At 42.6% G+C, this 18,042-nt stretch carries 16 protein-coding genes; all 16 read left to right on the top strand.

Features of this window, described 5'->3' with window-relative positions:
- Window positions 1-9 precede the first annotated feature (9 nt).
- The 16 genes from atpA to F7888_RS10860 all read left to right on the top strand — a co-directional run bounded on the left by atpA (window position 10) and on the right by F7888_RS10860 (window position 17,379).
- Entirely contained in the window at window positions 10-1,518 is a 1,509-nt protein-coding gene (gene atpA, locus F7888_RS10935) for a F0F1 ATP synthase subunit alpha (protein ID WP_191779358.1), read from the top strand.
- A 292-nt stretch (window positions 1,519-1,810) separates the two neighbouring features.
- The gene (locus tag F7888_RS10930; protein ID WP_191779356.1) at window positions 1,811-2,671 is read left to right on the top strand and encodes a F0F1 ATP synthase subunit gamma; all 861 of its coding nucleotides are present in this window, start codon (window positions 1,811-1,813) and stop codon (window positions 2,669-2,671) included.
- 43 nt (window positions 2,672-2,714) lie between these two features.
- Window positions 2,715-4,127 carry a F0F1 ATP synthase subunit beta gene (gene atpD / locus F7888_RS10925; RefSeq protein WP_191779353.1) on the top strand — a complete coding sequence of 471 codons (1,413 nt, stop codon included), beginning with the start codon at window positions 2,715-2,717 and terminating at the stop codon, window positions 4,125-4,127.
- A gap of 24 nt (window positions 4,128-4,151) precedes the next feature.
- Window positions 4,152-4,556, top strand: a complete 405-nt coding sequence (locus tag F7888_RS10920; RefSeq protein WP_191779350.1) for a F0F1 ATP synthase subunit epsilon — start codon at window positions 4,152-4,154, stop codon at window positions 4,554-4,556.
- A 1,386-nt stretch (window positions 4,557-5,942) separates the two neighbouring features.
- On the top strand, window positions 5,943-6,320 hold the full coding sequence (locus F7888_RS10915) for an NADH-quinone oxidoreductase subunit A (protein ID WP_191779348.1): 378 nt from the start codon (window positions 5,943-5,945) through the stop codon (window positions 6,318-6,320).
- Entirely contained in the window at window positions 6,311-6,823 is a 513-nt protein-coding gene (locus tag F7888_RS10910; protein WP_191779346.1) for a NuoB/complex I 20 kDa subunit family protein, read from the top strand. Before F7888_RS10915 ends, F7888_RS10910 begins: the two co-directional genes overlap by 10 nt.
- A gap of 1 nt (window position 6,824) precedes the next feature.
- The gene (locus F7888_RS10905) at window positions 6,825-8,114 is read left to right on the top strand and encodes an NADH-quinone oxidoreductase subunit C (protein ID WP_191779344.1); all 1,290 of its coding nucleotides are present in this window, start codon (window positions 6,825-6,827) and stop codon (window positions 8,112-8,114) included.
- Window positions 8,115-8,117: 3 nt separating this feature from the next.
- Window positions 8,118-9,218 carry an NADH-quinone oxidoreductase subunit D gene (locus F7888_RS10900; protein ID WP_191779341.1) on the top strand — a complete coding sequence of 367 codons (1,101 nt, stop codon included), beginning with the start codon at window positions 8,118-8,120 and terminating at the stop codon, window positions 9,216-9,218.
- Entirely contained in the window at window positions 9,218-10,222 is a 1,005-nt protein-coding gene (gene nuoH / locus F7888_RS10895; RefSeq protein ID WP_191779339.1) for an NADH-quinone oxidoreductase subunit NuoH, read from the top strand. The genes F7888_RS10900 and nuoH overlap by 1 nt, the downstream gene beginning before the upstream one ends.
- 273 nt (window positions 10,223-10,495) lie before the next feature.
- Entirely contained in the window at window positions 10,496-10,915 is a 420-nt protein-coding gene (gene nuoI / locus F7888_RS10890) for an NADH-quinone oxidoreductase subunit NuoI (RefSeq protein ID WP_191779336.1), read from the top strand.
- On the top strand, window positions 10,912-11,433 hold the full coding sequence (locus F7888_RS10885; protein ID WP_318246263.1) for an NADH-quinone oxidoreductase subunit J: 522 nt from the start codon (window positions 10,912-10,914) through the stop codon (window positions 11,431-11,433). Before nuoI ends, F7888_RS10885 begins: the two co-directional genes overlap by 4 nt.
- Window positions 11,430-11,744, top strand: coding sequence for an NADH-quinone oxidoreductase subunit NuoK (gene nuoK / locus F7888_RS10880; RefSeq protein ID WP_191779334.1), 315 nt, complete (start codon window positions 11,430-11,432; stop codon window positions 11,742-11,744). Before F7888_RS10885 ends, nuoK begins: the two co-directional genes overlap by 4 nt.
- A gap of 248 nt (window positions 11,745-11,992) precedes the next feature.
- The gene (gene nuoL / locus F7888_RS10875) at window positions 11,993-13,864 is read left to right on the top strand and encodes an NADH-quinone oxidoreductase subunit L (RefSeq protein WP_191779332.1); all 1,872 of its coding nucleotides are present in this window, start codon (window positions 11,993-11,995) and stop codon (window positions 13,862-13,864) included.
- Window positions 13,861-15,372: an NADH-quinone oxidoreductase subunit M gene (locus F7888_RS10870; protein WP_191779330.1), complete on the top strand. Its 1,512-nt coding sequence runs from the start codon at window positions 13,861-13,863 to the stop codon at window positions 15,370-15,372. Before nuoL ends, F7888_RS10870 begins: the two co-directional genes overlap by 4 nt.
- Window positions 15,373-15,376: 4 nt before the next feature.
- Window positions 15,377-16,888, top strand: a complete 1,512-nt coding sequence (gene nuoN, locus F7888_RS10865; protein ID WP_191779328.1) for an NADH-quinone oxidoreductase subunit NuoN — start codon at window positions 15,377-15,379, stop codon at window positions 16,886-16,888.
- A gap of 257 nt (window positions 16,889-17,145) precedes the next feature.
- Window positions 17,146-17,379, top strand: a complete 234-nt coding sequence (locus F7888_RS10860) for a DUF1146 family protein (protein WP_191779326.1) — start codon at window positions 17,146-17,148, stop codon at window positions 17,377-17,379.
- The last annotated feature ends 663 nt before the right edge of the window (window positions 17,380-18,042 follow it).

Raw genomic sequence — 18,042 nt, 5'->3', positions numbered from 1 at the left:
TGAACTTTCATGAGCATCAATGCTGAAGAAATTAGTGCGCTGATAAAAAAGCAAATAGAAAACTATCAATCAGAAGTTAAAGTGAGCGACGTTGGTACAGTTATTAGTGTTGGTGACGGTATCGCACGTGCTCATGGTCTTGACAACGTCATGGCCGGAGAACTTTTAGAATTCTCAAATGGTGTCATGGGTATGGCTCAGAACCTTGAGGAAAGTAACGTTGGTATCGTTATCCTTGGACCTTTCACAGAAATTCGTGAAGGAGACGAGGTTCGTCGTACTGGACGTATTATGGAAGTTCCAGTAGGGGAAGCGTTAATCGGACGTGTAGTTAACCCATTAGGACAGCCTGTTGACGGCTTAGGTCCAATTGAAACATCAAGTACTCGTCCAATCGAGAGCCCAGCTCCTGGTGTAATGGATCGTAAATCTGTACATGAGCCATTACAAACAGGGATTAAAGCGATCGATGCGTTAATTCCAATCGGACGTGGTCAACGTGAGTTAATCATCGGTGACCGTCAAACTGGTAAAACATCTGTAGCAATCGATACAATCCTTAACCAAAAGAATGAGGATATGATTTGTATCTACGTTGCAATCGGACAAAAAGAATCTACGGTTCGTGGAGTTGTAGAAACTCTTCGTAAAAATGGTGCATTAGATTACACAATTGTTGTAACTGCTTCTGCATCTCAACCAGCTCCATTACAATACCTTGCACCATATGCGGGTGTTACAATGGGTGAAGAGTTCATGTACAATGGCAAGCACGTATTAGTTATCTATGATGACTTAACAAAGCAAGCTGCTGCATACCGTGAGCTTTCTCTATTACTTCGTCGTCCTCCAGGTCGTGAAGCATATCCAGGGGATGTATTCTACTTACATTCACGCTTACTAGAGCGTGCTGCTAAGTTAAGTGATGCAAAAGGTGCTGGTTCATTAACAGCATTACCATTTATTGAAACTCAAGCAGGTGACGTATCTGCTTATATTCCAACAAACGTAATTTCGATTACAGATGGACAAATCTTCTTGCAATCTGACTTATTCTTCTCAGGGGTACGTCCAGCGGTTAACGCAGGTCTTTCAGTATCTCGTGTAGGTGGATCAGCTCAAATCAATGCAATGAAGAAGGTATCTGGAACATTACGTCTTGACTTAGCTTCATACCGTGAGCTTGAGGCATTCTCTCAATTCGGTTCTGACCTTGACAAAGCAACTCAAGCGAAGTTAAACCGTGGTGCTCGTACAGTTGAAGTTCTTAAGCAAGGCTTAAACAAGCCACTTGCTGTTGAAAAGCAAGTAGCTATTCTTTTCGCGTTAACTCGTGGATTCCTAGATGATATTCCATTGGAAGACATCGGCCGTTTCGAAGAAGGTTACCTAACATTCTTAGAGCACAACCGCAAAGAAGTACTAGATCACATCCGTACAACTGGAAAACTTCCAGAAGAAGGTGCGTTCGAATCAGCAATCGCTGACTTCAAGAAAACATTTGCTGTATCTGAATAATAGTAAAACGTACGTATTTATATAAAAGTTAAAGGCTGTTTTCTCAAAGTGTGTTGTCTAATAACAGCAGTCTGAATACACGGAGACTCCCGCGGGATACGTGGCCAAAGTGAGACCCCACAGGAGCAATGCGACGAGGAGGCTCACCAGTCACCCCGCAGGACGCGGAGTGTATTCAGGCTGCGGCATTTAAAACAACAATATATACGAAATCAGTCAAAATTAAAGAGCGACGACTGATGTTACGTCGCTCTCAAATACAGATCTTTTGACAAAAAGGTGGTGAGAACCTTTGGCATCATTAAGAGATATAAAATCGAGAATAACCTCTACGAAGAAAACCAGCCAAATTACGAAGGCGATGCAAATGGTTTCAGCGTCGAAATTAAACCGTGCTGAACAAAATGCAAAAGCATTCGTTCCTTATATGGAGAAAATTCAAGAGGTAGTAGCAAGCGTAGCAACTGGTAGCACAGATGTCACACATCCAATGCTATTAAAAAGACCAATCAAGAAAACTGGATATTTAGTTATTACGTCTGACCGTGGATTAGCTGGAGCGTATAACAGTAACGTTCTTCGTGCTGTATACAACACCATCCAATCACGTCATACAAATAAGAATGAATATGCAGTCATTGCGATTGGCCGAGTAGGTCGTGATTTCTTTAACAAACGTGGAATTCCCGTTGTTTCTCAAATTACAGGCTTAGCAGATCAGCCTGCATTTACAGAAATTAAAGATATCGCAAGTAACGCAGTAAGTATGTTTGCAGATGGATTATTTGATGAGCTTTATCTCTATTACAACCATTTCGTGAGTGCGATTCAACACGAAGTAACAGAGAAGAAACTTTTACCATTAACAGATCTTTCATCTGAAGGCAAAAAGCTTACTTCATACGAGTTTGAACCATCCCAAGAAGAAATCCTTGAGGTGCTTCTTCCTCAATATGCTGAAAGTCTCATCTATGGAGCACTTTTAGATGGAAAAGCAAGTGAACATGCTGCACGTATGACAGCGATGAAGAGTGCGACTGATAACGCGAAAGAGCTTATCGATTCACTTACATTGTCTTACAACCGTGCTCGTCAAGCTGCGATTACCCAAGAGATTACTGAAATCGTTGGTGGAGCTGCAGCTCTAGAATAGATTGAATCAAAAGGTTTTTAAATGCAAGCTAGGAGGGAAAACGATGACAAAAGGACGAGTTACCCAAGTAATGGGTCCTGTTGTAGACGTAACGTTTGACAGCGGACATCTTCCTGAAATATACAATGCTCTTGTGGTCGACTACAAATCAGGTGATGTTGATATTCAACTTACACTTGAAGTAGCGATTCACCTTGGTGATAACACAGTACGTACTGTTGCGATGTCATCAACGGATGGCCTTGTACGTGGAGTGGAAGTAGTAGATACAGGAAAAGCCATCTCAGTACCAGTAGGTGATGTAACTCTTGGACGTGTATTCAACGTTCTTGGAGATAACATTGACTTAGATGAAGAAATTCCAAGTGGAGTTCGCCGTGATCCAATTCACCGCGAAGCACCAACATTTGAACAGCTTTCAACAGAAGTTGAAATCCTTGAAACAGGGATCAAAGTAGTAGACCTTCTTGCACCATATATCAAAGGTGGAAAAATCGGTCTCTTCGGTGGTGCCGGTGTAGGTAAAACAGTTTTAATCCAGGAATTAATCAATAACATCGCACAAGAGCACGGCGGTATCTCAGTATTCGCAGGTGTTGGTGAGCGTACTCGTGAAGGAAATGACCTTTACCACGAGATGACTGATTCTGGCGTTATCAAGAAAACAGCAATGGTATTCGGACAAATGAACGAGCCACCTGGAGCACGTATGCGTGTTGCGCTTACGGGTCTTACAATGGCTGAATATTTCCGTGATGAGCAAGGACAAGACGTTCTATTCTTCATCGATAACATTTTCCGTTTCACTCAAGCAGGTTCTGAAGTATCAGCCCTACTTGGACGTATGCCATCTGCGGTAGGTTACCAACCAACTCTATCTTCTGAGATGGGTAAGCTACAAGAACGTATTACATCAACTAACGTAGGATCTGTAACATCGATTCAAGCGATTTACGTTCCTGCCGATGACTATACTGACCCAGCACCAGCAACAACTTTCGCTCACTTAGATGCAACCACAAACCTTGAGCGTAAGCTTTCTGAGATGGGTATCTATCCAGCGGTGGATCCATTAGCATCGACTTCTCGTGCATTAGCACCTGAAATCGTTGGTGAGGAGCACTACACTGTAGCACGTGATGTTCAACAAACATTACAACGTTACAAAGAATTACAAGATATTATCGCTATCCTTGGTATGGATGAGTTAACAGATGAAGACAAATTAGTCGTTCAACGTGCTCGTCGTGTCCAATTCTTCTTATCTCAGAACTTCCACGTAGCTGAACAGTTCACTGGTCAAAAAGGTTCTTATGTACCTGTTGCTGAAACTGTTAAAGGCTTCAAAGAAATTCTTGAAGGTAAATACGATCACCTTCCAGAGGATGCATTCCGTCTAGTAGGTCGTATTGAAGAAGTAGTTGAAGCTGCTAAGAATATGGGTGTTGAAGTTTAATAAAGGGACATAGGAGGGTACCAAATGAAGACAGTTAAAGTAAGTGTCGTTACTCCTGATGGCCCAGTTTATGAAGCTGACGTGGAAATGGTTGTAGCCAAAGCTCAAAGTGGTGAGCTAGGGGTCTTACCAGGACACATTCCAATGGTTGCTCCCCTTCAAATTGGGGCAGTCCGTTTAAAAAATGGAACCAACACTGAGCTTGTCGCTGTTAGTGGAGGCTTTCTAGAAGTTCGTCCTGATCAAGTGACGATTCTTGCACAAACTGCTGAAACTTCTGAGCAAATCGACATTCGTCGTGCAGAAGAAGCAAGGAAACGTGCAGAACAACGCTTACAGGCGAAACAAGACGATGTCGATTTTAGACGTGCGGAGCTTTCCTTAAAGCGTGCCATCAATCGTTTAAATGTAACTAGTAATAAATATTAATAATCAGGAAGAACCTAGAGATTTTAAATCTTTAGGTTCTTTTTTTTGTAGTAGGTGAGGTGGTGCGTTGGCTGGAGGAGCGGTATAGTGTCCTGATGAGGTAGTTCCGGAGTGAATGAGGAACCTAGAAGGGCTGTCTAGTGCCCTGATGAGGTAGTTCCGGAGTGAATGAGGAACCTAGAAGGGCTGTCTAGTGTCCTGATGAGGTAGTTCCGGAGTGAATGGGGAACCTAGAAGAGCAGTCTAGTGCCCTGATGAGGTAGTTTCATAGTGGATGAGGTACCTAGCGAAGCCATCCAGTGCCCCCATCAGCTAGTCCCAAAGTGAATGAGGTCACTAGATGAGCTGCCTAGTGCCCTGATGAGGTAGTTTCATAGTGGATGAGGTACCTAAAAGAGCAGTCTAGTGCCCCCATCAGCTAGTCCCAAAGTGAATGAGGAACCTAGAAGAGCTGCCTAGTGCCCTGATGAGGTAGTTCCGGAGTGGATGAGGTACCTAGCGAAGCCATCCAGTGCCCCCATCAGCTAGTCCCAAAGTGAATGAGGTCACTAGAAGAGCAGTCTAGTGCCCTGATGATGTAGTTTCATAGTGGATGAGGTACCTAGAGAAGCCCCAGTACCCCCATCAGCTAGTCTCAAAGTAAATGAGGTCACTAGAAGAGCAGTCTAGTGCCCTGATGAGGTAGTTTCATAGTGGATGAGGTACCTAGCGAAGCCATCCAGTGCCCCCATCAGCTAGTCCCAAAGTGAATGAGGTACCTAGAGAAGCTGCCTAGTGCCCTGATGAGGTAGTCCCAGAGCGAATGAGGTCACTAGAGGATCTACCTAAAGCCCCTCATCCATCTAAAAATTGCAAAATAAAGACATCAGAACATCCAGACTAAGAAAAGACAAAAGAAGTTATTTCAAAATAAATCTCCTGTGTAAATTTATGTAAGAATTTCTAACAGACTACATCAAAAATTCAGTAAATTATGTTACGATAAAAAATGAAGTTAGCACGAAATGAACAATTCAATCGTATTGATTAAATATCTAAATATTGTGAATACTTTTCTCCTACGATATTTCTCTAGCGTTTTTCATAGACATAGAGAGAGAGCACAAGATCTTGTTTCAAAGCTAGGAGAAGTAAGCAGAAGCACCACTCTAAGAAATTATTTTTTTAATCAAACAAATTATTTTTTAGGAGGGTTTAATCGCATGGCTGTCGAAGTGATAGCCAATAGTTGGAAATCATAGATTGAATAAAAAAGTTCAAGATATCGACACGATTATTGATAGTTGATATAATGAATACGGTTACAATAATTAATCAATCTATTCTATCTATTTAGAAAGTTTTTGTTTAATGGGGGATTTTTTTTAACGTATTGGAGGGGGTTGCATGGATCAGTTTTTGAATCAGTATACCAATAATTACCTAATTGTAGTTGTGTTTTTAAGCTTGGGTATTTTACTACCAATCATTGCCTTGACTGCAGGACGTTTGCTCCGACCAAATGCTCCGAATTTCATGAAGCAAACAACCTATGAGAGTGGGATTGAACCGTTTCATGATTCACGAATTCAGTTCAATGTTCGCTATTATATTTTTGCATTAATGTTTGTCATTTTTGATGTGGAAACAGTGTTCCTTTATCCATGGGCTGTTGCTTATGAGAAACTAGGAATCTTTGCTTTAATTGAGATGCTTATTTTCGTCGTGATGCTATTAATTGGTTTGATCTATGCTTGGAAAAAGAAGGTGCTGAAATGGACGTAAAGCTTGAAAATATATCAAAAGAAGAAATGGAAGAATTGAAGAATAGTGTATTTCTAACGACTTTAGAGCAAGTGAAGGCATGGGCTAGAAGTAATTCGTTATGGCCGATGACTTTTGGATTAGCCTGTTGTGCGATAGAGATGATGGGGGTTGGATCGTCTCATTATGACCTTGATCGATTTGGATCGTTCTTTCGTACATCGCCACGTCAATCTGATGTGATGATTGTGTCTGGGACGGTAACAAAGAAGATGGCACCAGTATTAAAGCGATTGTATGACCAAATGCCAGAACCTAAATGGGTGATTGCGATGGGCTCTTGTGCTACAGCTGGAGGACCTTATGTGAAATCGTATGCGGTTGTTAAGGGTGTGGATCAAATTGTTCCAGTTGATGTGTATATCCCAGGATGTCCACCAAACCCGGCAGCGCTTATATATGGAATGAATAAATTAAAGGAAAAAATTCGCTATGAAGCTAAAACAGGAAAGAAGGTGATTTAGCGTGAGCGAAGGCAAGGATTTAGAGCAGCAGAAACGTGAAGCGGCAGAGCGTGCAAAAGAGCTTGCCAAAAAGAAGTTAGCAGAAAGACAACAGCAAGCGTCTGAATCACCGAAAGAAGAAGATGACGCAAAAGAATTAGCGAAAAAGAAGGCTGCTGCAGCCGCGAAAGCCAAAGCCGCAGCACTGGCGAAGCAAAAAGCGAAGGCCGAGGCAGAATCGCAAGCTGAGGGCGCTACAGAAACTACTGATGATGCCAAGGAATTAGCGAAAAAGAAGGCTGCCGCAGCCGCAAAAGCGAAAGCCGCAGCACTAGCAAAGCAAAAAGCGAATGAAGCCGCAAGTGAATCAAATGAGCAACCGCTCGATGATAAAGAATTGGCCAAGAAAAAAGCTGCTGCAGCCGCAAAAGCAAAGGCTGCAGCACTAGCAAAGCAAAAGGCCAAAGAAGCCGAGGATGGATCAGACTCAGATGATGATGTGGCCAAGGCGAAGGCGAAAGCAGCAGCAGCTGCGAAAGCAAAGGCCGCAGCACTAGCGAAGCAAAAAGCGAAAGCGGCCGCTGGTGATGCGTCAGACTCAGATGATGATGTGGCCAAGGCGAAAGCAAAAGCGGTCGCAGCCGCAAAAGCAAAAGCAGCAGCTGCAGCAAAGGCGAAAGCCGCAGCGCTAGGTGATGCTGGTGGAGATGTAGATAAGGAAAAAGCAAAGGCAATCGCCATCGCAAAAGCAAAAGCGGCCGCAGCAGCAAAGTTAAAAGCAGCCAAAGCTGGTGGTGCTGAAGCAGCTGAGCCAGAGGAAGAGAAAAAGCCTTCTGTCAATCAGCCGTACCTTGATAAGTATGTGAAGGTGATTAAGGATCATCTTGGTGAAGAAGTACTAGAAGATGCCTATATCAATCCACTTTCAAAGGATGTACCGACATTAGTCGCGAAAAAAGATACATATTTTAAAGTTGCTCAGTTCTTACGTTATAACGAGCAACTGGGATTTGACTATTTATCAGAGCTACACGGGACAGACTTTGAAACACATATGGAAGTCTACGTTCATTTATTTTCATATAAAAATAGACAGTCTGTTGCGTTGAAGGTGAAGATTGACCGTGATGAGCCTGTGATTGATTCCATTCAACCTCTGTGGGAGGGTGCGAATTGGCCAGAGTGTGAAGCGTTTGATTTACTAGGAATTAAATTTACAAATCATCCGGATTTAAGACGGATTTTACTCCCAGAGGAATGGGTAGGACATCCGCTACGAAAAGATTATGAACCATATGATGTGGAGGTGTAACCGATGATACGTACAGAGGAAATGCTATTAAACGTTGGTCCACAGCATCCTAGTACCCATGGCGTGTTCCGACTTGTAATAAAAATAGATGGTGAGATCATAAAAGAAGCCACACCGGTCATCGGTTATCTTCACAGAGGAACAGAAAAGCTAGCTGAAAACTTGCAGTATACGCAAATCATTCCATATACTGACCGAATGGATTATCTATCTGCGATGACGAATAATTATGTGCTTTGTCACGCGGTAGAGACGATGACTGGCATAGAGGTGCCTGATCGAGCTGAGTACCTTCGCGTGCTCGCGATGGAGCTAGGAAGGGTCGCTAGCCATCTTGTATGGTGGGGAACGTATTTATTAGACCTTGGGGCGACAAGTCCTTTCCTATATGCATTCAGAGAGCGTGAAATGATTATTAATCTATTAAATGAACTTTCTGGAGCGAGATTAACGTTCAACTACATGCGTGTAGGTGGCGTGAAGTGGGATGCGCCAGAGGGCTGGATTGAGAAGGTGCGAGATTTCGTACCGTATATGAGAGAACAACTCAAAGGATATCATGAACTGGTGACAGGAAATGAAATCTTCTTACATCGTGTAAAAGGGGTTGGAACGTACACGAAGGAGGATGCGCTTGCTTATTCATTGAGTGGTGCAAACCTAAGATGTACGGGTGTGCAATGGGATCTTAGGAAGGATGAGCCTTATTCCATCTATGATCGCTTCGATTTTGATGTACCGGTATTTACTGGTGGAGATGCATGGGCGCGCTACCAAACTCGTATTGCAGAGCTAGAGCAATCACTTCGAATCATTGAGCAAGCCGTAGAGCAATTCCCTTCTGAAGGGGCAATTATGGCAAAAGTACCAAAGATTATCAAAGCACCAAAAGGAGAAGCATTTGTACGCATTGAGTCTCCACGTGGTGAAATTGGTTGCTATATTGCTAGTGATGGAAAAAAAGAGCCTTACAGAATGAAATTCCGTAGACCTTCTTTTTACAATCTACAAATTTTACCGAAGCTATTAAAGGGTGAAAATATGGCAAACCTCATTGCCATTTTAGGAGCGATTGATATTGTTCTTGGGGAGGTTGATGGCTAATGATTAACGATCTTTTACATTCAACTCCAAGCTGGACAAACGTGGGGATCTTCTTTGGATTAGCCACTGCTTTTCTTTTCATGGTGCTGGGGTTTGTCACTTATGCAATTCTAGCAGAGCGGAAGGTAATGGGGTTCATGCAAGGACGGATTGGTCCTAACCAAGTTGGAGGTCGCTGGGGCTTGCTTCAAACAGTCGCTGACGTATTAAAGCTTCTGCTGAAGGAAGACACGATTCCAAGGGTTGCCGACAAGCCGTTATTCATACTTGCACCTGTTATCGCGTTTGCGCCGGCCTTTATGGTGCTGGCCGTTATTCCGTTTACAGATGCGTTTCATTTTGCTGATATTGGTGTCGGATTATTATATTACATTGCAATTTCTGGACTCACAACTGTTGGGATTGTAACTGGTGGTTGGGCGTCAAATAACAAATATGCGTTATTAGGTGGAATGCGTGCCGCGGCACAGATGATTTCCTACGAAATACCGCTAGTTATGTCAGTGATTGGGGTTATTTTATTCACAGGAAGTTTGAATTTAGTAGATATTGTTAATGCACAAACAGATGTCTGGTACATCTTCTTACAGCCAATCGGATTCCTTGTTTTCTTAATTGCGTCGGTTGCTGAGTTAAATCGTGTACCGTTTGACTTACCTGAAGCTGAATCTGAACTAGTTGCTGGATTCCATGTCGAATACTCCGGATTTCGCTGGGCATTCTTCATGCTTGCAGAATACGTATACTTTTTCGCAATGGCATCACTGACAACCGTCCTATTCCTAGGTGGATGGCAGCCTGTCTTCTTCCTAGACTTCATTCCAGGAGCGGTATGGTTTGCCTTGAAATTCAGTGCAGTTGTCTTCTTGCTCATCTGGTTCAGGGTTACATTCCCACGTCTCAGAGCAGACCAACTAATGGAATTCGGCTGGAAAGTCCTACTACCAGTAGCACTAGCAAACATCTTCATCACTGCAATTGTGAAGGAATTGTTCTTTAGATAAAGAGTAGCAGTAGAGTCTAGTAGGCTGAATACACGTAGACTCCCGTGGGATTAGTGGCCAAAGTGAGACGTAAGCGACGAGGAGGCTCACCGGTCACCCCAATGGACGCGGAGTGTATTCAGACTGCGGGAGATTAAAAGCAACACTCCATACAAGTAAAAAAAAAGCGAACTGCCTGTAGCGAGTGGAAGTTGCACAATATATACAAAAGTTTCCTACCAAGCAATAAAGCAGAACAAACGAGTCTCAAAAAAACAAAGGGGTGACATGAGCATGCGAGGATTAGCAAAAGGTTTGAAATATACCCTAAACAACCTAACAAAGAAAAAGGTAACCTATGATTATCCAAATGAACCACTACCACTACCTGACAGGTTCCGAGGAATTCAGAAATTCTACCCGGAAAAATGCATCGTCTGTAACCAATGTGCCAATATTTGCCCAACAGACTGCATTCAACTGACAGGAAAGAAACACCCTGACCCAACGAAAAAAGGAAAAATCATTGATACCTATGATATAAACTTTGAAATTTGTATTCTATGTGACTTATGCACAGAGGTTTGTCCAACAGAAGCCATCATCATGTCGAATAACTTTGAACTAGCTGAATACAGCCGTGACGACTTATTTAAGAACCTTGAATGGTTAGATGAGAACGATACAAACTTACGAAAGGAGAATAAAGCGTGAGTTTGAGTGGAGAATTTATAGCCTTTGTCGTACTAGCGATCATTGCCATTGGTGGCGGTATCTTCATGATTAATCTAGAAAAAGTCGTTCACATGGTTGTTGCGTTAGTCTTTACATTTGTCAGTATTGCTGGAATATATGTCATGCTGCATGCGGAATTCATTGCAGCCGTACAAATTTTGATCTACTCTGGGGCGATCACGATCATCATGCTATTTGGGATCATGCTGACACGGCACAATGATACAAGTGAGCCGAAGATTAGCTTCTTCCGGAAATTCATCGTCCTTTCTGGCATCATGGTCTTCGGATTTGCTGTCTATATAGGCATCTACAACCTAGACTTTGGTCAACAGGAAAGCACCTTAGCCCAAAATAATACAGAGCAAATCGGAATTGAGCTGTATTCAAAATATGTCATTCCATTTGAGTTAACATCAGTCGTCTTATTAGTTGCTTTAATTGGTGCGATTGTTTTAGCAAAGAAAAATGATGAAGAGGAGGCGGAGAAGGAATGAGTAGTGTTCCATTATCAGCATACCTCACCGTCGCACTAATTCTCTTTTGCATTGGGCTCTATGGTGCCTTATCAAAACGGAATACAATCATTGTCTTAATCTCGATTGAATTGATGCTAAACGCCGTCAATATCAACCTAGTTGCATTCAGCAGATTTGGTTTCAATCCGAACATAACAGGTCAAATCTTTGCCCTATTCGCCATTGCCATCGCCGCTGCAGAAGTAGCCGTCGGTATTGCCATCCTCATCTCACTGTACCGTAACCGAAGAACGGTCAACATTGATGAAATGGATACGATGAAAAATTAAATACTGTTTGATATGAAACATACCTGTTTTCTCAAAGGCTGGTTTAGACATAACTATATTGAAAATTAAATTTCTAGCAGACTGAATACATGGAGACTCCCGTGGGATGCGTGACCAAAGTGAGACCCCACAGGAGCGAAAGCGACGAGGAGGCTCACCAGTCACCCCACAGGACGCGGAGTGTATTCAGGCTGCGGCATTCAAGGTAACAGTATAGCTAGAATAAAAAAGAAGGGGAATGTGATACGATGATGGAAAATGCATGGATCATACCGCTTTTTCCGCTAATCTCTTTTATAGTCCTTCTTATTTTTGGTAAACGACTCAAGCAATACAGTGCAGTCGTAGGTCTGCTTTTCGTATTAGGCTCATTCGTTTACTCCTTGTTGGTCCTATTTCAACGATTTAGCCAACCAACATTTAAAAATGAGAGTACTTGGTTAACCATAGGGGATGTTCAATTAACAGCGGGTTTTGAAATAAATCAACTAAATGCACTCATGCTAGTGATAGTATCGCTTGTCAGTTTTCTCGTTCATTTGTATTCAATCGGATATATGCATGGAGATGAACGATTTCATGTCTTTTATGCATATCTAGGATTATTTACATTTGCCATGCTAGGTTTAGTGATTTCACCAAACCTTTTACAAACCTACATATTTTGGGAGCTTGTCGGAGTAGGATCCTTCTTATTAATTGGATTTTACTTTTTCAAGGAAGAAGCACGTGCAGCTGCTAAAAAAGCATTTATCATGACTCGTATTGGTGATGTAGGGTTACTAATCGGAATGATTCTCCTTTTTTGGCAGGTTGGAAGCTTCGAGTATGATGAAATTTTCGCTGCGGTGGAAGCAGGGGCGATTTCATATGAAATGATTACATTAACAGCAATCTTAATTTTCGTTGGGGCGATTGGAAAATCAGGTCAGTTTCCACTTCATTCATGGTTACCAGATGCGATGGAAGGTCCAACACCAGTGTCTGCCTTAATTCATGCGGCAACAATGGTAGCTGCTGGGGTTTACTTAGTGGCAGCGACATTCCCGTTATTTGCAGCAAGTGAAGCAGCGTTAATGACGGTTGCCGTTGTCGGTGGATTTACGGCGATTTTTGCAGCAAGCATTGGTCTTGTTCAAAAGGATATCAAACGAGTACTAGCCTACTCAACGGTGAGCCAGCTCGGCTATATGATGCTTGCACTCGGTTCAGCAGGCTATGTGGCGGGAGTATTCCACCTTATGACACACGCATTCTTCAAAGCATTACTGTTCTTAGCAGCAGGAAGTGTCATACATGCTGTGCACAATCAAAACATCGAGAAGATGGGTGGATTGTGGAAAAAGTTAAAAATCACTGGTCCATTGTTCTTAATTGGAACCCTTGCAATCAGTGGGGTGCCACTGTTCTCAGGATTTTTCAGTAAGGAAGAAATCTTGATTGTAACATGGGCGCATGGAAATTATGGACTGTTCTGGATTGCAGTGATTGCTGCGTTCTTCACGGCGTTCTATATGTTCCGATTGTTCTTCATGGTGTTTGGCGGGGAGTACCGAGGGGATGGCGAGAACCGTGCTCATGAATCACCAGGTGTGATGACGGTACCGATGATGATTCTCGGAATCCTAGCGATTTTCGCAGGATACGTGAATACACCTTGGTTCGGAACATTCCTAGGAGACTGGTTAACAGAAGGGACCGAGGCGCTTGGCCATGGACATATCGATGGTCCACTGTGGATTATGATTGTCGCAACACTTGTGTCTGCAGCGGGAATTCTCTTAGCTTATCTCATGTATAGTAAAAAAACGATCTCACGCGATTGGCTTTCAAGCAGAGCGCCAATTGGATATAGCATCGTCTACCGTAAATATTATATTGATGAATTCTATCAGGGAACCATTGTCTACGCAACGAAGGTCTTTAGCTTATTCTTGAAATACATTGATGTCTTCTTGGTAGGAGGAATTGCTAAAGGGATTGCGTCATTCACAAGTGGCATTGGAAGAATTGGAGCTAAGGTTCAAACAGGTCAGGTTCAAGTATACGGATCGTTTGCATTTCTTGGCTTAGCGATCTTACTTGTCATCTTTGCAATAACAGGGGGGTACTTACGATGAATGAATCCTATATTTTATCATTATTAGTGTTCTCCCCAATCATTGGTATCGTGCTTTTAGCGTTTATCCCGAAAGCACAAGAACAAACGCTTAAGCTTGTTGGATTCTTGTCAACATTGCCAGCATTAGTACTCGCTTTTGTGCTGTATAGCTATTACCGAGGCGGTACAGATCTCACTAGCTTTTCGGAAAAAATAGGCTGGTTTGGCATCCTTGGGAAGGGTCAACCATTTTCGGTCGACTATGAACTAGGAATCAATGGATTCTCATTAGTCATGGTCCTTTTAACAGCGGTTCTTTCAACCCTTGCAGCGATTGCTTCCATTCATATTAAAAAAGAGTGGAAGGGCTATTTCATCCTATTTTTGTTCCTTGAAATTGGAATGCTAGGGGTCTTTTTAGCTGAGAATTTAGTGTTGTTCTTCTTATTCTTTGAAATTACGTTAGTAACGATGTTCTTCTTAATTGGGAAATGGGGCTATTTTGAAAAAGAAAAAGCAGCCTTCCGTTTTCTTATCTATAATGGAATCGGTTCTGCGATTTTGTTAATTGTCATTATGGTGATTTTCGCAAAAACAGGCACAACCAATATCCATGCGATCACAAGTATGATGGCAAGTCCGAGCGGGGCACTGCCAACAGGTGATCTCTCGAGTGGTCTAAAATATGGCTTGTTAATTGCATTATTAATTGCCTTCGGGATTAAGCTACCGATTTTCCCATTACATACGTGGATGCTACATGTCCACGTGCAGGCACCGCCGTCCATTGTCATGCTTCACTCTGGGGTGCTACTGAAAATTGGGGCATTCGGTTTCATCCGATTTGGCGTAGGCTTCTTCCCAGAAGAGTTCAGCAACATGGCGTGGTTGATTGCATTACTTGGGGTCATCAACCTTTTATATGGGGCATTCCTTGCCTTCATTCAAACAGATTTCAAAATGGTGCTCGCTTATTCTAGTATTTCCCATATGGGGATTGTTTTAATCGGGTTAGGTTCATTAAATGAAGCGGGAATTCAAGGTGCGATTTTCCAAGTCGTCTCTCACGGCTTAATCTCGGCTCTACTCTTCTTCTTAATTGGGGTTCTGTATGAGCGAGTAGGGACATCACAAATTGATAAGCTTGGTGGCCTTGCGAAGGTGATGCCATTAACATCAGGCTTCTTACTAGCCGGAGCAATGGCATCTTTAGGATTACCAGGGATGTCAGGATTCGTCAGTGAATTTATGGCCTTTCTAGGGCTGTTTAAAACAATGCCAGTCCTTGCCGCAGTTGGGGCAATTGGGATCATTATGACGGCTGTATACCTTTTAAGAGCAGTTCTAAATGTAACCTATGGAAAAACGAGTCCAACTTATGAAAAAGTATATGATATCACTAAAATTGAATTGGTTCCTGTCTTGATTTTGCTAGGCTTGATCGTGTTAATTGGTGTCTATCCGAATGTCCTGTCAGAACCACTTCAGCTTGTGTTAGAAAATATAGTACAAGGGACTAGGGGGTGAGCGAATGGATCTCGAAACGTTACTTAGCTATGAATGGGGAGCCATGGTACCAGAGTTTATTATCCTTGGAGTAGCCACCTTACTTTCTCTATTGGATTTATTTATGGGGCAGAACAGAAGCCGAAAGCCATTAGCTTGGATTGGAATCATCGGAATCGTCCTAGCCATCATTTCGTTAGTCAGTATGATTGGAAATGATGTGACGTCGATTTTATTTGATACCTTCAGACTTGACTCGTTTGCGATTGCCTTCAAGCTCATCCTGCTTGTTGGGTCAGCGATGGTGCTATTAATTGCAATGGAGTACGAGCCAAAGGAAGGGCTAAAAGGCTACCGCGGCGAGTTTTACTACTTGTTTTTAACTGGTCTCTTAGGGGCGATGATGATGGCATCAAGTGCCGACTTGATCACCATTTTCGTCGGACTAGAGCTATTGTCGATTTCATCCTATATTTTAGCAGGATTAAGAAAGCATAATCTTAAATCAAATGAAGCAGCAATGAAATATGTCATCAATGGAAGTATTGCAACAGCGATCCTGTTGTTCGGACTGAGCTATGTGTATGGACTAACTGGCACAACGAACATCCGTGAAATCCTAGGTATGCTTAGCCATTTACAAAATGGATCAGGCGTCTACATCGTGGGAATCGCATTGTTAATGGTTCTTGTCGGCTTATCATTCAAGCTTGCAACCGCACCATTTCATATGTGGGCACCAGATGTATACGAAGGAGCACCAACACCTGTTGCGGCATTCTTAAGTGTCGTTTCAAAAACAGCTGGATTCTTAATCTTAATCAGAGTGATCATCACAATGTTCATTAATGCGCCATCAGGCGATCCAGATTCACCGAGCTTAATCTATGATATGAAGAATTACTTTGCGGTCCTGGCAGTCATCACAATGATTGTCGGTAATACGGTTGCATTAAGGCAGCGTAATGTGAAACGCTTATTGGCCTATTCAAGTATTGCGCATGCAGGTTATTTAATGGTCGCATTTGCGACATTCTCATACTTCATGTTCAGTACCGTCTGGTTCTATCTAGTTGCATATCTATTTATGAATATCGGAGTATTCGCCATTCTTCAGGTGATTTCATCGAAATCAGGCTCAAGCGATATTAGCCAATTTGCTGGACTGTACCGAAGATCTCCAGCGGTTGCAATTTCCCTGGGAATTCTCATCTTATCTTTAGCTGGGATTCCAGGAACAGCCGGATTTATTGGGAAAATGAACATCTTCTTAGGTGCCTTTATGACAGACCCTGCACATTATGTACTAGCTGGGATCATGATAGCAGCAACAGTCGTGTCATACGTATACTATTTCGGCATCTTTACGCAAATGTTCTTCAGACCAGCAGCTGACGACAGCAAAGTGAAGCTCCCACTTGGAGTCCTCATCGTTGTCATTATCAGTGTCGTTGGCACCATTGCCTTTGGAATCTTCCCAGGGCTAGCGTTCGACTTCTTAAATCAAATTGATCACTTTGGTGACTTCATTCGTTAAGAAGACGGGCAACCGCCAATCGCTTCTCAAGGGGCTGGCGAATTGGGTGGCGAATTGGGACGGTTCTCAGTTTGCCTTCCTTTCACATTTGGGAGTGGGTGAATTGGGGACGGTTCTTAGTTTGCCTCCTTTCTCATTAGGGGGAACAATTTCACTGGACTAGGATATTGGTTTGAAAAGTGAAGTGAATATGGTTAAATAAAAAGGAAGGAGTATAGTGCTCCTTCTTTTATTTTGCGCATTTAGGAGTGAATCACATGTTAGCGGGTTTTGGATATCAAGCACTAATTAGTATTATTTCACATTTGATTTTTATCATTATTACATGGTGGGCGCTACAGAGTTTGAACATCGATAAGCTCATCAAAGCAAATCATGTTATCCAAGCAAGAGTCCTTCTGATCTTTCTTACGATTGCGATTGGCTCACTCGTAAGTAACTTCTTCTTAGATTACTTATTATGGTCACAGCAACTGCCTAGTTTGTTTTAATAATAGTTTTTTGTGGTGGCACTGTTCCAAAGGACAAAACAATCTCACTTGATCTAGTGTTTTGTCCAATAGGGCGACCCAAGCGGACAAAACAAGCAAGTGAAGCTAAGGTTATGTCCAGTGGAGCGGTGCAATAGGACAAAACAGAGGAATGCAACTAGTGTATTGTCCAATGGACTCACCCCAAAGGACAAAATAAGCAAGCACAGCCAATGTAATGTCCAATGGTGGGGGGTAAACGGACAAAATAGAGCGATACAACTAGTGTTTTGTCCAATAGACCCACCCCAAAGGACAAAACAAGCAAGCACAGCCATGGTTATGTCCAGTGGTGGGGTGTAATAGGACAAAACAGAGGAATGTAACTAGTGTTTTTTCCAATAGACCCACCCAAGCGGACAAAACAAGCAAGCACAGTCAAGGTTATGTCCAGTGGAGCTGTGTAATAGGACAAACCAGAGGAATGCAACTAGTGTTTTGTCCAATGGACTCACCCCAAAGGACAAAACAAGCAAGCACAGCCAAGGTTATGTCCAATGGAGCAGAGCAATAGGACAAACCAGTGCAATACAACTGGTGTTTTGTCCAATAGGCCCACCCAAAAGGACAAAATAAGCAAGCACAGCCAATGTTATGTCCAATGGTGGGGTGTAAACGGACAAA

Origin of the sequence: Litchfieldia stipae (genome assembly GCF_014837155.1) — a bacterium.
Taxonomy (GTDB): Bacteria; Bacillota; Bacilli; order Bacillales; family Bacillaceae_L; genus Litchfieldia.
Note: the sequence above shows the minus strand (reverse complement) of the source record. Positions and strands in the feature narration are given on the sequence as shown.

What these genes read in the sequence shown, in the direction of transcription:
- atpA (WP_191779358.1), top strand. Translation starts at nt 10, where the DNA reads ATGAGCATCAATGCTGAAGAAATTAGTGCGCTGATAAAAAAGCAAATA.
- atpD (WP_191779353.1), top strand. Translation starts at nt 2,715, where the DNA reads ATGACAAAAGGACGAGTTACCCAAGTAATGGGTCCTGTTGTAGACGTA.
- F7888_RS10920 (WP_191779350.1), top strand. Translation starts at nt 4,152, where the DNA reads ATGAAGACAGTTAAAGTAAGTGTCGTTACTCCTGATGGCCCAGTTTAT.
- F7888_RS10915 (WP_191779348.1), top strand. Translation starts at nt 5,943, where the DNA reads ATGGATCAGTTTTTGAATCAGTATACCAATAATTACCTAATTGTAGTT.
- F7888_RS10910 (WP_191779346.1), top strand. Translation starts at nt 6,311, where the DNA reads ATGGACGTAAAGCTTGAAAATATATCAAAAGAAGAAATGGAAGAATTG.
- F7888_RS10900 (WP_191779341.1), top strand. Translation starts at nt 8,118, where the DNA reads ATGATACGTACAGAGGAAATGCTATTAAACGTTGGTCCACAGCATCCT.
- nuoH (WP_191779339.1), top strand. Translation starts at nt 9,218, where the DNA reads ATGATTAACGATCTTTTACATTCAACTCCAAGCTGGACAAACGTGGGG.
- nuoI (WP_191779336.1), top strand. Translation starts at nt 10,496, where the DNA reads ATGCGAGGATTAGCAAAAGGTTTGAAATATACCCTAAACAACCTAACA.
- nuoK (WP_191779334.1), top strand. Translation starts at nt 11,430, where the DNA reads ATGAGTAGTGTTCCATTATCAGCATACCTCACCGTCGCACTAATTCTC.
- nuoL (WP_191779332.1), top strand. Translation starts at nt 11,993, where the DNA reads ATGATGGAAAATGCATGGATCATACCGCTTTTTCCGCTAATCTCTTTT.
- F7888_RS10870 (WP_191779330.1), top strand. Translation starts at nt 13,861, where the DNA reads ATGAATGAATCCTATATTTTATCATTATTAGTGTTCTCCCCAATCATT.
- nuoN (WP_191779328.1), top strand. Translation starts at nt 15,377, where the DNA reads ATGGATCTCGAAACGTTACTTAGCTATGAATGGGGAGCCATGGTACCA.
- F7888_RS10860 (WP_191779326.1), top strand. Translation starts at nt 17,146, where the DNA reads ATGTTAGCGGGTTTTGGATATCAAGCACTAATTAGTATTATTTCACAT.